The 14,027-nt window shown below is 69.5% G+C and carries 9 protein-coding genes; all 9 read right to left on the bottom strand.

The window, feature by feature from the left end; translation table 11 throughout:
* Positions 1-86: 86 nt before the first annotated feature.
* Entirely contained in the window at positions 87-443 is a 357-nt protein-coding gene (locus U3649_RS08705) for a MerR family transcriptional regulator (RefSeq protein ID WP_149194146.1), read from the bottom strand.
* Entirely contained in the window at positions 436-738 is a 303-nt protein-coding gene (locus U3649_RS08700) for an integration host factor subunit alpha (protein ID WP_407354433.1), read from the bottom strand. Before U3649_RS08700 ends, U3649_RS08705 begins: the two co-directional genes overlap by 8 nt.
* A gap of 16 nt (positions 739-754) precedes the next feature.
* Entirely contained in the window at positions 755-3,181 is a 2,427-nt protein-coding gene (pheT, locus tag U3649_RS08695) for a phenylalanine--tRNA ligase subunit beta (RefSeq protein ID WP_407354432.1), read from the bottom strand.
* Between the two features lie 111 nt (positions 3,182-3,292).
* Positions 3,293-4,288, bottom strand: coding sequence for a phenylalanine--tRNA ligase subunit alpha (gene pheS / locus U3649_RS08690; RefSeq protein WP_407354431.1), 996 nt, complete (start codon positions 4,286-4,288; stop codon positions 3,293-3,295).
* A 180-nt stretch (positions 4,289-4,468) separates the two neighbouring features.
* Positions 4,469-4,828: a 50S ribosomal protein L20 gene (gene rplT / locus U3649_RS08685; protein ID WP_370562385.1), complete on the bottom strand. Its 360-nt coding sequence runs from the start codon at positions 4,826-4,828 to the stop codon at positions 4,469-4,471.
* A 13-nt stretch (positions 4,829-4,841) separates the two neighbouring features.
* Positions 4,842-5,039, bottom strand: coding sequence for a 50S ribosomal protein L35 (gene rpmI / locus U3649_RS08680; RefSeq protein ID WP_024889803.1), 198 nt, complete (start codon positions 5,037-5,039; stop codon positions 4,842-4,844).
* Positions 5,040-6,477: 1,438 nt separating this feature from the next.
* Positions 6,478-6,999: a translation initiation factor IF-3 gene (gene infC / locus U3649_RS08675; protein ID WP_280575189.1), complete on the bottom strand. Its 522-nt coding sequence runs from the start codon at positions 6,997-6,999 to the stop codon at positions 6,478-6,480.
* Positions 7,000-7,082: 83 nt separating this feature from the next.
* Positions 7,083-8,987, bottom strand: a complete 1,905-nt coding sequence (gene thrS, locus U3649_RS08670) for a threonine--tRNA ligase (protein ID WP_407354430.1) — start codon at positions 8,985-8,987, stop codon at positions 7,083-7,085.
* 277 nt (positions 8,988-9,264) lie between these two features.
* Positions 9,265-14,025, bottom strand: a complete 4,761-nt coding sequence (locus U3649_RS08665) for a CapA family protein (RefSeq protein ID WP_407354429.1) — start codon at positions 14,023-14,025, stop codon at positions 9,265-9,267.
* Positions 14,026-14,027 lie beyond the last annotated feature (2 nt).

Here is a 14,027-nt window from a genome sequence, read left to right as displayed (position 1 = left end):
GCCGAGCTTGCTCGGCTGCGCTGGCTCCGGAACCGAGAGCAGCGGAGCAAGCTCCGCTCTACGACGAGGTCGGTTCCAGGACGCCGTCAGCGCCGGAGCAGGTGGTGGATCTCCTCGAGCTCCATCCGCACCTGGCGCACGATCTGGCTGCTGAGCGCGGATTCCTCGCGGGCGCCGTCGCCCTCCAGCCGCAGCCGCGCGCCGCCGATGGTGTAGCCCTGTTCGTACAGCAGCGCGCGGATCTGCCGCACCATCAGCACGTCGTGGCGCTGGTAGTAGCGGCGGTTGCCGCGGCGCTTGACCGGGCTCAGGCCCGGGAATTCGGTTTCCCAATAGCGCAGTACGTGCGGCTTGACGTCGCACAGCTCGCTCACCTCGCCGATGGTGAAGTAGCGCTTGGCCGGGATCGGCGGGAGTTCGCGGTTGCTGCCCGGATCAAGCATGCGCGTCTCCGCCGTACGCTTCCACCCGTTCCTTCAGCTTCTGCCCGGGACGGAAGGTGACCACGGTGCGCGCGGAGATCGGGATCTCCTCGCCGGTCTTGGGGTTGCGCCCGGGGCGCTCGTTCTTGCGGCGCAGGTCGAAGTTGCCGAAGCCCGACAGCTTGACCTGGCGGCCCTGCTGCAGGGCCTCGCGCAGCGCGTCGAAGAACGCGTCGACGAACTCCTTCGCCTCGCGCTTGTTCAAGCCGACTTCCTCGTACAGCCGCTCGGCCATTTCCGCCTTGGTCAATGCCATGCCGCTCCCCGGACCATCAGCTTCGAATACGGGCGCCGTGGTCGCGTTGCAGGGCGGCGATGATCCGCTCCACCACGTCGTCCACGTCGCGGTCGGTCAGAGTGCGCGATTTGTCCTGCAGAATCAAGCCCATAGCCAGGCTCTTGCAACCGATTTCGACCCCATTGCCCTGATAACGGTCGAACAGGCGCAACCCGGCCAGCAATGGCCCCGCAGCCGCACGGATCGAAGCTTCGACCGAAGCCCACGGCACGCCCTGCGCAACGATGAATGCGAGGTCGCGGCGCACCGACGGAAAGCGGGTCACGGCGCCGGCCCTGGGCGGGACCCGGCGCTGCAGCGCGGCCAGGTCGAGTTCGAAGGCGAGCACGCGCCGGTCCAGCTCCAGCGCCGACAGCAGCCGCGGATGCAGTTCGCCGATCCAGCCGACGCGCACGCCGTCGCGCGACACCTCCGCCGAGCGCCCGGGATGGCCGTGGGCCGCCTGCGCCGGACGGAACTCGAGCTGCGCGCCCGCACAGGCCGCCAGGCTTTCCAGATCGCCCTTGAGATCGTGGAAATCGACCTCGCGCGCCGCCTCGCCCCACTGCTCCACCCGCGCATCGCCCGTGGCGACCGCCGCGATCCGCAACGTTTCCACCGGTGCCGTCGCGCCAGCCGTCGCCGTTGCTGTTGCTCCTCCCGAATCACGAATCACGAATCCCGAATCCCGGCTCCCAAACACCTTCCCGATCTCGAACAACCGCACCCGCGGCTGCTGGCGCGCACTGTTCCGCGCGAGCGCATCGACCAGCCCCGGCAGCAGCAGCGTGCGCATCACGCCGAGCTCGGCGCTGAGCGGATTGGCCAGCGGCACCGCACCCGCGTCGACCTGCCAGCGCGCAAGCAGCGCGGCGTCGACGAAGGCGTAGTTCACCGCCTCCAGGTAGTCGCGCGCCACCATCTGCCGGCGCAGGTCGGCCTCCGGGGTGCGCCCCTCTTCCGCCACGGCCAGGCGCGTGGCGCCGCCCGGCAGCGTGGCCGGAATGCGGTCGTAGCCGTGGATGCGGGCGACCTCCTCGACCAGGTCCTCTTCGATCGCCATGTCGAAGCGGCGCGCCGGCGGCGTCACCCGCCAGCCGGCGTCGGTCGCCTCCACGGCGAAGCCCAGCGCACGCAGGATGCGGTCGACCTCGGCGTCGCCGATCGCCAGGCCCAGCACCCGGGCCAGGCGCGCGCGGCGCAGCAGGATGGGCTGCGGCTGCGGCAGGTGCTCGGGCAGCGCCGCCTCGACCACCGGACCCGGCGCACCGCCGGCGGTCTCGACGATCAGGCGGGTCGCCATTTCGATCGCCTGCCGCGGCAGCTCCGGGTCCACGCCGCGTTCGAAGCGGTGGGCGGCATCGGTGTGCATGCCGAGCCGGCGCGCACGGCCGATCACCGCCGCCGGCGCGAAATGCGCCGCCTCCAGGAACACGTTGCGGGTGGCCTCGCCGACGCGGGTATCGTCGCCGCCCATCACCCCCGCCAGCGCCACCGCGCGGTCGGCATCGGTGACGACCAGGAAGCCTTCGTCCAGCGTCACGTCGCGGCCGTCGAGCAGTTTCAGGGCTTCGCCGGCGCGGGCGCGGCGCACGCCGATCGGGCCGCGCAGGCGGTCGCGGTCGAAGGCGTGCATCGGCTGGCCCAGCTCGAGCATCACGTACTGGGTGACGTCGACCAGGAAGCTCACCGGGCGCACACCGCTGCGGCGCAGGCGTTCGGCCATCCACAGCGGCGTCCTGCACGCCGGATCCAGGTCCGCGATCACCCGGCCGACGTAGCGCGGCGCGTCGGCGCCGGCGGCGAGCGTCACCCCGAGCGCGGCATCGGACGACGCCGGCACCGGCGCCTGCTGGAGGACGGCCACTTCGCTGCCGCAGGCGGCGGCCACGTCGAAGGCGATCCCGCGAACCCCGAAGCAGTCGGCGCGGTTCGGCGTCAGTTTCAGTTCGATGGTGGCGTCCGGCAGGCCGAGGTAGCCGGCCAGCGGCGCGCCGACCGGCGCGTCGTGCGACAGCTCCATCAGGCCGGCGCCGTCGCTGTCCAGGCCGAGCTCCTTCGCCGAGCACAGCATGCCGCTGGATTCGACGCCGCGCAGCCTGGCGGCCTCGATCGTGACCGCGCCGACGCGAGTGCCGACGGTCGCCAGCGGCGCGACCAGGCCCGCACGCGCGTTCGGCGCGCCGCAGACGATCTGCAGCGGCTCGCCGGTCCCCGCGTCGACCCGGCAGACCTGCAGCCGGTCGGCCTGCGGGTGCTTTTCGGCGGAGACGATGCGCGCCACGACCACGCCGTCGAGCTGCTCGCCCAGCGGCGTCAGTTCCTCGACTTCCAGCCCGATCGCGGTCAGCGTCTCCGCGAGCTCATCGCGCGAGGCATCGACCTTGACGTGTTGGCGGAGCCAGTTTTCTGAGAATTTCATTGAAGGGCCGGGATTCGGGATTGGAGATTCGGGATTGGGAAAAGCCGCGGGATCGATCGGACCGGGAGCGGAATTCGCCTTTCACGAATCCCCAATCCCGAATCCCGTTCCTCAAGCAAACTGCTTGAGGAACCGCACATCGTTGTCGAAGAACGCACGCAGGTCGTCGACGCCGTAGCGCAGCATCGCCAGGCGCTCGACGCCCATACCGAAGGCGAAGCCGGTGTACCGCTCCGGGTCGATGCCGACGTTGCGCAGCACGTTCGGGTGCACCATGCCGCAGCCCAGCACCTCCAGCCAGCGGGTGCCGCCGTCCGGCTGTTGCCAGGCGATGTCGACCTCGGCCGAGGGCTCGGTGAAGGGGAAGTAGCTCGGACGGAAGCGCATGGCGAAATCGCGCTCGAAGAACGCGCGCACGAACTCGGTCAGGGTGCCCTTCAGGTCGGCGAAGCTGGCGTGTTCGTCGACCAGCAGCCCCTCGCACTGGTGGAACATCGGCGTGTGGGTCTGGTCGGAGTCGGAGCGGTACACCTTGCCCAGCGCGATCATCCGCAGCGGCGGCGCGTGCTCGCCCATGTAGCGGACCTGCACGCCGGAGGTATGGGTACGCAGCAGGCGGCCGTCGCCGAAGTAGAAGGTGTCGTGCATCGCCCGTGCCGGGTGGTGCGGCGGGAAGTTCAGCGCCTCGAAGTTGTGCCAGTCGTCCTCGATCTCGGGACCATCGGCAAGCTCGTAGCCGAGCCGCCCGAAGATGTCGGCGATGCGCTCGATGGTACGGCTGACCGGGTGCAGCCCGCCGCGCGCGGCATCGCGCCCCGGCAGGGTGACGTCGACCGCCTCGCCGCCCAGCCTGGCGTCGAGCGCGGCATCGTCCAGGCGGCGCTTGCGCTCGCCGAGCGCCTGGCCGACGGCGTCGCGGACGCGGTTGATCCCGGCGCCGGCCGCCTTGCGCTCCTCCGCCGGCAGCGCGCCGAGCGCCTTCAGCTGCGCCGTGATGCTGCCGTGCTTGCCGAGCAACGCGACCCGCAGCGTCTCCAGCGCCTCGGGCGTCGGCGCCGCGGCGATGTCGGCGAGCGCCTCCCTGCCGATCTGTTCGATATCGCTCATACGCCCATGTTTCCTTCCGATCCCCTTTCGATCCGCCGACCCGGCAGGGTGCGCGACCGGTTCGATCGCGCGATCCGGCCCGCGGACGCCAGCGCAAAAAACAATGGGGAAGGACTCGCGCCCTTCCCCACCTGTTCCGGCAGCAAATCGCCGATACCGCTTCGCGTGGAGACGGCGGCCTCAGGCCGCCAAAGCGCCCTTCGCCTTTTCGGCCAAGGCCGCAAAGCCCGCCGCGTCGTGCACGGCGATGTCCGCCAGCACCTTGCGGTCGAGGGTGATGCCGGCCTTGGACAGGCCGTTCATGAAGCGGCTGTAGCTCATGCCGTTGATGCGGGCCGCGGCGTTGATGCGGGTGATCCACAGCGAGCGGAAGTTGCGCTTCTTCTGCTTGCGGCCGATGTAGGCGTACTGCTGCGCCTTGATCACCGCCTGCTTGGCGACGCGGAACACCTTGCGGCGCGCGTTGTAGTAGCCCTTGGCGAGATTCAGGACCTTCTTGTGACGGCGGCGTGCGGTCACGCCACGTTTGACTCGTGCCATTGTTCAGCCCTCCTCAGAGATACGGAAGCATGCGGTCCAGACGGCCGGCATCCTCGGCGCGGACGTGGTTCGTCTGCCGGAGGTTGCGCTTCCGCTTGGTCGCTTTCTTGGTGAGGATGTGGCTGCGGTTGGCGTGGCCCGCCTTGTACTTGCCGGAAGCGGTCTTCCGGAAGCGCTTGGCCGCGCCCCGATGCGTCTTGATCTTGGGCATTGCAATGTCCTTGTGGGTGGTGCTGCGACTGGCGCGGGCGGTGGCGGCTCGCCACGCTTTCCATCCTGCCCTGGCCGGCTTGTAGGCCTTTGATTCCACAAGGGAATCGCGGCGGGTCCTGAATCTTGCAGACAACAACCCGGTGAACCGGGCCGAGCATTATGCCGGCCCCGGGTTTCGCTTGCAAATCAGCTGGTTGTGGGGGCGCCAAGCAGTCCCACCCGTTGCGAGGATCCGTCACCGTCGCCACGGGGCAAGGCCAATGAATAGCCGCGCCAGGCAGAACCTTCCGCTGCGACGAAGTCACACCGTCGCCACGGGGCAGCGCCAATGAATAGCCGCGCCAGGCAGAACCTTTCGCTGCGACGAAGTCACACCGTCGCCACGGGGCAGCGCCAATGAATAGCCACCTCGTGCTGTTCCTGAGCGAAACGCCTGCCTTCGGTTGCCACGCCGAGGCGGGAGCCGCGCCGCGGGGATTGCTCCGCCCTTCGGTCCGGCCATCCATGGCCGGACTCAGGGCCGCTGACCATCCATGGTCAGCTCTCCGCAATCCCCGCGGCGCGGCTCCCGCTCCAACCCGTATCGGCTTCGGAGGGAGGGCTTCCGAGCACCCGAAAGCGAATCGCCGGTGCGGCGCCCGGGCCGGGGTATGCGGAGAGCAGGCCATGGATGGCCTGCGGCGGCGAGTCCGCCATGGATGGCGGACCGAGCCGGGGAGCATGCCCCGGCCCGGGCGCCGCTCGTTCCCGAAGCCGACGACCCCTCCCCGGAGCCATCATGCGACGGGGCTTGCCTGGTTGCGACGGCTGCGTGGCGCGGGGCTATTCACTGGATGCCGCCCGTGGCGACGGGGCTACTTCGTCGCCACGGAAGGAGCTACCTGGCGCGGCCTGCGGCGGCGAGTCCGCCATGGATGGCGGACCGAGCCGGGGAGCATGCCCCGGCCCGGGCGCCGCTCGTTCCCGAAGCCGACGACCCCTCCCCGGAGCCATCATGCGACGGGGCTTGCCTGGTTGCGACGGCTGCGTGGCGCGGGGCTATTCACTGGATGCCGCCCGTGGCGACGGGGCTACTTCGTCGCCACGGAAGGAGCTACCTGGCGCGGCCTGCGGCGGCGAGTCCGCCATGGATGGCGGACCGAGCCGGGGAGCATGCCCCGGCCCGGGCGCCGCTCGCTCCGAAGCCGCGCCAGGCAGCCTCATCCGTCGCGACGAGACAACACCGTCGCCACGGGGAGTGCCAGCGAATAGCCAGACGAGCCAGCCTTTTCCAAGAGCGGCTTCGATAGCTGCATCGGAGCATTGCTCCACCCCGGTAGACCGTCGGAAAGGCGTAGAACAAAAAAGAGCGCGCCATTGGGCGCGCCCTCTCATCTTTGCCCTCCACCCGATAGACGGAGAGACGGTTGACATGGGCGGCTCGCGGCCGCCCCGCGTCACTTCTTCTTCGGGGCGATCATCATCACCATCTGCCGGCCTTCCAGGCGCGGGCGCGACTCGATCACGATGTCCTCGCCCAGGTCGGCCTCGATCCGGGCCGCCATCTCGCGCCCCAGCTCCTGGTGGCTCATCTCGCGGCCGCGGAAGCGGATGTTGACCTTGATCTTGTCGCCTTCCTCCAGGAACCCGCGCATCTTGCGCAGCTTGATCTGGTAGTCGCCCTCGTCGGTGACCGGCCGGAACTTGACTTCCTTGATCTCGACCTGCTTCTGCTTCTTCTTGGCCGCGTTGGCCTTTTTCTGCAGGTCGAACTTGTACTTGCCGTAATCCATGATCCGGCAGACCGGCGGATCGGCATTGGGCTGGATCTCGACCAGGTCGAGGCCTTCGCTCTCGGCCTGCTGCAGGGCCTCGTCGCGCGACAGGACGCCGATCATCTCGCCGTCCGAACCGATCACGCGTACGCGGGGTACGCGGATGTCGCTGTTCCTGCGGTTCTGCTTTTCCGGGGTGCTGATATTGCGATCTCCAAATTCGACAATGCCGGCCGCTCGTCAGCGGCCGGGCCTTCCGGCGCGGAGAGCCGCGCCGGATCACACACTCATGCTACCGCGTGCTCGCCACGCAGGCGTGAAACGAAGTCGGAAACCGGCATGCTCCCCAGGTCCTCTCCCGTCCGCGTGCGCACGGCGACCGCCCCGTTGTCCTTCTCGCGGCCCCCCACCACGAGCAGGTACGGCACCCGCTGCAGCGTGTGCTCGCGAATCTTATAGCCGATTTTCTCGTTCCGCAAATCCGCCTCGACCCGTAATCCTTGATTCGCAAGGCTTTTCCGGACCTCCTCGACGTACCCAGCCTGGGCGTCGGTGATGTTCATCACCACCGCCTGCACCGGCGCCAGCCAGGCCGGGAAGGCGCCGGCGTGGTGCTCGATCAGGATGCCGATGAACCGCTCCATCGAGCCGACGATCGCCCGGTGCAGCATCACCGGGGTCCGCTTCTGGCTGTGCTCGTCGACGTATTCAGCCCCCAGCCGCCCCGGCATCATGAAATCGACCTGCATCGTGCCCAGCTGCCAAGTCCGGCCGATGGCGTCGCGCAGGTGGTACTCGATCTTGGGGCCGTAGAAGGCACCCTCGCCCGGCAGCTCCTGCCACGCCACCCCGCAGGCGGCCAGGGCGTTGCGCAGGGCGGTCTCGGCCTTGTCCCAGGTGGCGTCGTCGCCCAGCCGCGGCTCCGGGCGCAGCGCGATCTTGAGCTGAACGTCGGTGAAGCCGAAGGCGGCGTAGACCTCCATCGCCTGGCGGTGGAAGGCCGTGACCTCGGCCTCGACTTGGTCCTCGGTGCAGAACACGTGGCCGTCGTCCTGGGTGAAGCCGCGCACGCGCAGGATGCCGTGCAGCGCGCCGGAGGGCTCGTTGCGGTGGCAGGAACCGAACTCGCCGTAGCGGATCGGCAGGTCGCGGTAGCTGTGCAGGCCCTGGTTGAACACCTGCACGTGGCCGGGACAGTTCATCGGCTTGACCGCGTAGGTGCGCTTCTCCGACTCGGTGAAGAACATGTTCTCCTTGTAGTTGTCCCAGTGGCCGGACCGCTTCCACAGTTCCACGTCCAGGATCTGCGGGCAGCGCACCTCGCCGTAGCCGCTGTCGCGGTAGACCCGGCGCATGTACTGCTCGACCACCTGCCACAGCGCCCAGCCCTTGGGATGCCAGAAGATCAGGCCGGGCGCTTCCTCCTGCAGGTGGAACAGTTCCTGCTGCTTGCCGATGCGGCGGTGGTCGCGCTTCTCGGCCTCCTCGATCCGCTGCACGTAGGCCTTGAGCTGCTTCGCGTCGGCCCAAGCGGTGCCGTAGATGCGCTGCAGCTGCTCGTTCTTGGCGTCGCCGCGCCAGTAGGCGCCGGAGATGCGCAGCAGCTTGAAGGCCTTCAGGAAGCGGGTGTTGGGCACGTGCGGGCCACGGCACATGTCGACGTATTCCTGGTGGTGGTACAGGCCCATCTGGGTCTCGTCGGGCATGTCCTCGATCAGCCGCAGCTTGTAGTCCTCGCCGCGCGCCTTGAAGGTGGCGATCGCCTCCTCGCGCGGCGTCATCTTCTTGACCACGTCGTAGCCGGTGTCGATCAGCTCGGCCATGCGCTGCTCGATCGCGGCCAGGTCCTCGGGCGTGAACGGGCGCTCGTGCCAGATGTCGTAATAGAAACCGTCCTCGATCACCGGGCCGATCACCATCTTGGCCTCGGGATACAGCTGCTTGACCGCGTGCCCGACCAGGTGCGCGCAGGAGTGGCGGATGATCTCCACGCCCTCGGGATCCTTGGGGGTGACGATCTGCAGGGTCGCGTCGCGGTCGATGACGTCGCTGGCGTCGACCAGGCGGCCGTCGACCTTGCCAGCCACGGTGGCCTTGGCCAGGCCCGGGCCGATCGACTGGGCCACGTCCATGACGCTGACCGGGGACTCGAACTCGCGGCGGCTGCCGTCGGGGAGGGTGATGGTGATCATTTGAGAGCCGGGATTCGGGATTCGGGATGTCGGGATTGGGAAGAGCGGGACGGATTCACCTGCCGGATCCTCAATCCCGAATCCCCAATCCCATGCGCGTAGCGCACAAAAAAAGCGCCACGAGGGCGCCGTTCGTGCGGGCCTCGCGGGCGGGTCAGCAGCGGTCGGTGGTAGTGCCCATGTCGCACGCTCGGCCGGCGTTGCCGCGGGCCACCCTTCTTGGCAGGAACGGGCCGGAATGGTACCGCAAGTAGGCCCACCGCAGCAGCGGCCGCCCTCAGCCTGCCCCGGGCGAGCCAGCGAACAGGTCGCGCCACCTGCCCGCGACGGCCGCGGCGCTGAAGTCCCGCGCCCGTGCGTAGGCCTGCGCCGACATCGCCCGCAACCGCGCCGGGTCGGACAGCGTTTCGACCAGGGCCGCCGCTGCCTGCTCGACCTCGCCATCGGCGATCAACAAACCGTTGCGGCCGTGCTCGATCATGCTGCGCGGGCCGTAGCGGATGTCATAGGACAGCACCGGGCAACCGTGGGCGAGGCTTTCCAGCACCGCCAGCGCGAAGCCTTCCCGCTTGCTGGTCAGCAGGGAAAAGACGGCGCGGTCGAGCACGCGGCCCACGTCCTCCACGTGGCCGGCCAGATGCACGTTGTCCTGCAGGCCGTATTCATCGATCAGCGCCTCGATCGCCGCACGGCGCCTGCCCTCGCCATGGATGACCAGGCGCTTGCCGGGCAGCACGCGGACGACGCGGCGCATGATCTCCACCATGTCTTCGACCCGCTTCTCCTCGGCGAGGCGGACGAAGGCCAACAGCAGATCCGGATCGCGTGCGTCGAAATCGGACTCGACCACGTCGCCTTCCACGGCGTGCGGAACGGTCGCCAGCCGGCAGCCGCCGGGAAAGCGCGCGGCGATTTCCTCGCGCTGCCACTCGGTCAGCACGACGCAGGCCTCGACGCTAGCGCGGTCCGACAGCACCTCGCGGCGGTCGCGGCTGTTCAAGGCGCCGGTCATCGGGTCCTGGTCCGGCACCAGATGGCTGCTGTGCATCACCGAGAACAACCGCTGCGGCCGCTTGCGGTGCAGCGCGCGCAATGCACGGGTCCACTGCGGGCCGCGGTCGATCACGAACAGGTTGCCGGTCGTGCGGATGCGCTGCTGCAACCACCATGCGGTCAGCGCCTCTTCCGAGTCGAATTCGGCATCCGCGCCCGACGCGCCGATACGCTCGATGCACAGTACCTTGCCGGCGGCGTTCAGCCTGCGCCGCAGCCGCGGAATGCCGGCCGGCGTGAAGCAGGTCTCCTCGATCGCGCGGCCGTTCCCGTCGAGAGTCTGCGCGATCTGCAGCTGGCCGAAGCGGTTGTACCGCTCGCGCCGGACCTTCCTGTCCCCGGCGAAATGATTGACGTAATCCAGGCGTCCGCCCACGCGGTCACGCCATACCGCGTAACGGCGCAGCTTGCCGTCGCTGCCGCGGCAACTCTGGTGCAGCGGCGCGCCCCGCACGGGCCCGGCGACAACGCCCGCCTCGCGCGGGAGGTTCGCCGACGGCAACCACGCGCCCGTGGCGATCTCCAGCAGGTCCTCGTACAGGTTGATCATTTCCGCCTGAGGATCCGCCCACCCCAGCGCCTGGCAGTACGCCCAGTGCTGCTGGATCCAGGGATCCAGGTGGCTGCTGAGCACGCGCGGCACGATGCCGAGCTGGCTGACGAACAGCCGCGTCCGCGCCAGCGCCGAACGTTCGATGCCCGCCAGCCGCGTGCCCAGGTGGTGGAGACAGAAGTAGCACGCCGGCGTGGCGGCGGCGCGGCGGTCGGGCCTGCCGGGGATGTCCAATGCGACGCGCACCGGCAACGGCTGATGCGCCTGCCGCCGCCCGTGGCGGACGATGCCGACGCTCAGTTGCAGGTCGACGTTCTCCAGTTCCCGCCGCTGCGCCGGACGCAGGCCGTAGTAGTCGCGATAGATCGCGCCCGGCCGCCAACGCGAACTCGGCATCCGCCAGTCGCAGGGGTCGTGGTCCATGCCCCCGCCCCAGGCAGGCATGGCGGTCGGCTGCAGCGGCGTGGCGCGGAAGTCCAGGCGGATGTCGTCGTCCGGCGCTTCGCTCGCGGTCCAGTAGCTTTCCACCCACAGCATGCCGCGCCGCCGCATTGCCTCCGGTTGCACGCGCAGCCCCAGCAGTCGCAACGGTCCGACGTCGCGCGGCTCGATCCGAGCCTCTTCCGGCACCGCGGCGACCTCGCAATCGGGCGCCGGCGCGACGATGCGACGCTTCCGCCCCGGCGGCGGCGCCGGCGAATGCACGGCCGGCGGACGCGACGGCGGGCGCAGGGCCAGGCCCCCGGTGCCGTCCGCGTGCACGGTCAGTTCGCAACCCAGCTTCCGGCAAGCGTCCGCATAGCGGCGGGTCGCCGCCACCGCCGGCTCGCCCGACAGCTGCGCGCTGCGACCGAAGCCCACCTCGACCGGGACGAAGCGCACCCGCACCGCGCCATGCCGCTCCAGATCGAGTTCGAACACGCCACCGGAAGACTGGCCCGGCTGGATGGCGTCGAACAACAGGTTGCCGGCGTCGTGGATGATCGGACGCTCCTTGTAGACCTCGATGCCTTGCAGCAGGTGCGCCGATGCGCCCAGCACCGCGTCGGCTCCCGCGTCGATCAGCGCATGGCCGACCGCGATTTCCTCGGCGCAAGGCTCGGCGCGGCCGTTCTCGCCCCAATGCACGGCCATGAGCACCACGTGCGCCCGCCCGCGCGCCGCGGCGATACGCGGCGCCAGCACCCGCGTCCATTCCGCGGCCTGCGCCAACGGCAGGAAAGCCGTGCCCGCGCGATGCGCGCCAGCCGCGAACGGCGGCATGGTCGCGTCGACCGAGAACAGGGCGATGTCGAGCTCGCCGGCATGCACGACCACCGGCGCCAGCGCGGCATCGGCATCGACGCCGCTGCCGGCATGGACGATGCCCGCCCGTTCCAGCCAGCGCGCCTGTTCCAATAGCGCTTCGCGGCCATAATCGCCGCTGTGGTTGTTGGCGGTAGCGACCACGTCGATGCCGGCTTCGACCAGCAGGTTCAACATCTCCGGCCGCGCGCGATAGTAATAGGGGCCGCTTTCGCCCTTGCCCGTGCCCTGCTCGCCGGACTGCGCGACCACGCACTCCAGGTTGACGATGCGCAGGTCGGCCCCGTCCAGCGCAGGAACGCGCAGCACGTTGGCCTCGCCGAGTTCGGCGCTGCGGTAGTGCTGGCGGCGGCCGAGGTTGACGTCGCCGCCCCAGACGATCCGGGCCGGCGGTCGCGGCGCCTCCGCCGGCGGCAGCTTCGCGGCGGGCTCCGGCTCGGCGGGCCGGTTCCCGGTCAGGTACTTCCAGTACGCGACATAGCCCGAGAGGTAGTGCTCCACGTCGTCGATGCGCACCCGGTAGGCGTGGTGCTTGATGAAGAAGCCGTCGAGGATGCGCGCCGGGTTGCGGAAGAACATCGCCAGTTCCGGCCAGAAGAAGCCGCCGAGCAGGTAGCGGGCGCGCGATTCCAGCGCACGCTGGAACTTGTCGAGGTCGAATCCTTCCAGCAGGTGCGCCCTCGCCGGGTCGGCCTGGAGGCGGTCGATCATCCTGCGCGCCGCCATCATCATTTCCAGCAGCGTCGGGAAGGTCGTGATGCGCTGGAGCACGAAGTCCAGGTGACCGCGCACGTTGTCCAGCCCGAAGCGGTAGTAGCGCTCTTCCGGCCGGTACAGGGTCAGCTCGTTGACGCAGTAGCCGAGCCAGTGGTCGTGCGCGCGCCAGTGCTCGGCGGCGATGAAGTGCCCGAAGGCCTTCTCGACCGCGGCCAGCCAGCGCGGATCACGGGTCAGACCGTACAGGCGCATGAGGCCGAACGCGGCCTCGCCGTCGTAGTAGATGATGCGGTGCTCGGCCTTGACGCCGAGATCCGGCCAGTTCAGCACGTGGACGAAACGGCCATCGTCCCGCTGCATGTGCAGGATGCCCGAGGCCAGTTGCTCCAGCAGCGGCAGATGTCGGCGGTCCCCGGTCAGTTCCGCGTACTTGGACAGCGCCAGCAGGCATACCGCGTTGCCGCCGAGCTTGATCTCGTCGCCGGTATCGACCAGGAACGCGGCGCGGGTGCCGTCCGGCAGTGTCGCCCCCCGGATCAGCGTCCCGCACAGGTAGGCCAGCGCCGCGTCGATCGCGGCCTTGTGCGCGGGATCGCCGGTCAGCTCCCAGCCTTCGAGCAGCGCGTAGGTGGAACTGGCGTGGCGCAACGCGTTGTAGGTGGGGATGGGCCGGTCGAAGCACGGAAACCAGCCGTAGTGGTACTCGCCGTGCGGTTTGACCTGGCGCGCGAGGAAGGCGGTGCTGCGACGCACGATGTCGTGCACGCGCCCGGCACCCCAGTCGGGTACCCGTCGATAGCCGCGGTTGCGGCCCTCGTGCTCGATGGGATGCGCGCCCTCGCCGTCGCTGAACACCGCGCGCGTCTCGAATACCCACATCGGCTCCGCGGGGTCCGTCGGCCACTGCAATTCGCGGCCGAAGCGGCGCCGCGCGTAGACCGCCAGGTTCCTGCCGTTCGGTGCCGCGACCCGGTGCGCGCTGTCGTACAGCAGCGCGTTGGCCCCGCACTCCATCGGCAGCAGCGCCAGCGACAGGCCCGCGTCGAAGGAGATGCCGAAGCGCCAGTAGTTCCGCTTGGTGGCGGCGAGCCGCTTCTCCAGCTCCGCCCAGCGCATTCGCCGCACGGCATGCGCGGCTTCCACGCGCAGCCACACGGGCGTCTTGCCCTTGCGCCGCCACAGCCGTTCGAACGCGGCGACGCCCGCCTTCCACGCCGAATCGAAATCCGTGCCGCGGCCGACAGAAACGTGCGCGCGCTCGCCGCCGGTGCTGGCGGCGAAGAACAGCACGCAGCGCGGATCGTCGGCGCTGCCGGCATCTGCGCATTCGCGCCATTGCGCTTCCAGCAGGGGCCTGGCCGGTTGCACGAGTTCGGAGCAGTACGACGCGGGCGATGTCTGCTGGGTCAATG

This window comes from Luteimonas sp. R10 (assembly GCF_045689605.1).
GTDB lineage: Bacteria > Pseudomonadota > Gammaproteobacteria > Xanthomonadales > Xanthomonadaceae > Luteimonas.
The sequence above is the reverse complement of the archived record's forward strand: the minus strand, read 5'-3'. Positions and strand labels throughout refer to the sequence as shown.

Coding starts and splice junctions, on each gene's coding strand:
- U3649_RS08705 (WP_149194146.1), bottom strand. CDS start 443: ATGCTTGATCCGGGCAGCAACCGCGAACTCCCGCCGATCCCGGCCAAG.
- U3649_RS08700 (WP_407354433.1), bottom strand. CDS start 738: ATGGCATTGACCAAGGCGGAAATGGCCGAGCGGCTGTACGAGGAAGTC.
- pheT (WP_407354432.1), bottom strand. CDS start 3,181: ATGAAATTCTCAGAAAACTGGCTCCGCCAACACGTCAAGGTCGATGCC.
- pheS (WP_407354431.1), bottom strand. CDS start 4,288: ATGAGCGATATCGAACAGATCGGCAGGGAGGCGCTCGCCGACATCGCC.
- rplT (WP_370562385.1), bottom strand. CDS start 4,828: ATGGCACGAGTCAAACGTGGCGTGACCGCACGCCGCCGTCACAAGAAG.
- rpmI (WP_024889803.1), bottom strand. CDS start 5,039: ATGCCCAAGATCAAGACGCATCGGGGCGCGGCCAAGCGCTTCCGGAAG.
- thrS (WP_407354430.1), bottom strand. CDS start 8,987: ATGATCACCATCACCCTCCCCGACGGCAGCCGCCGCGAGTTCGAGTCC.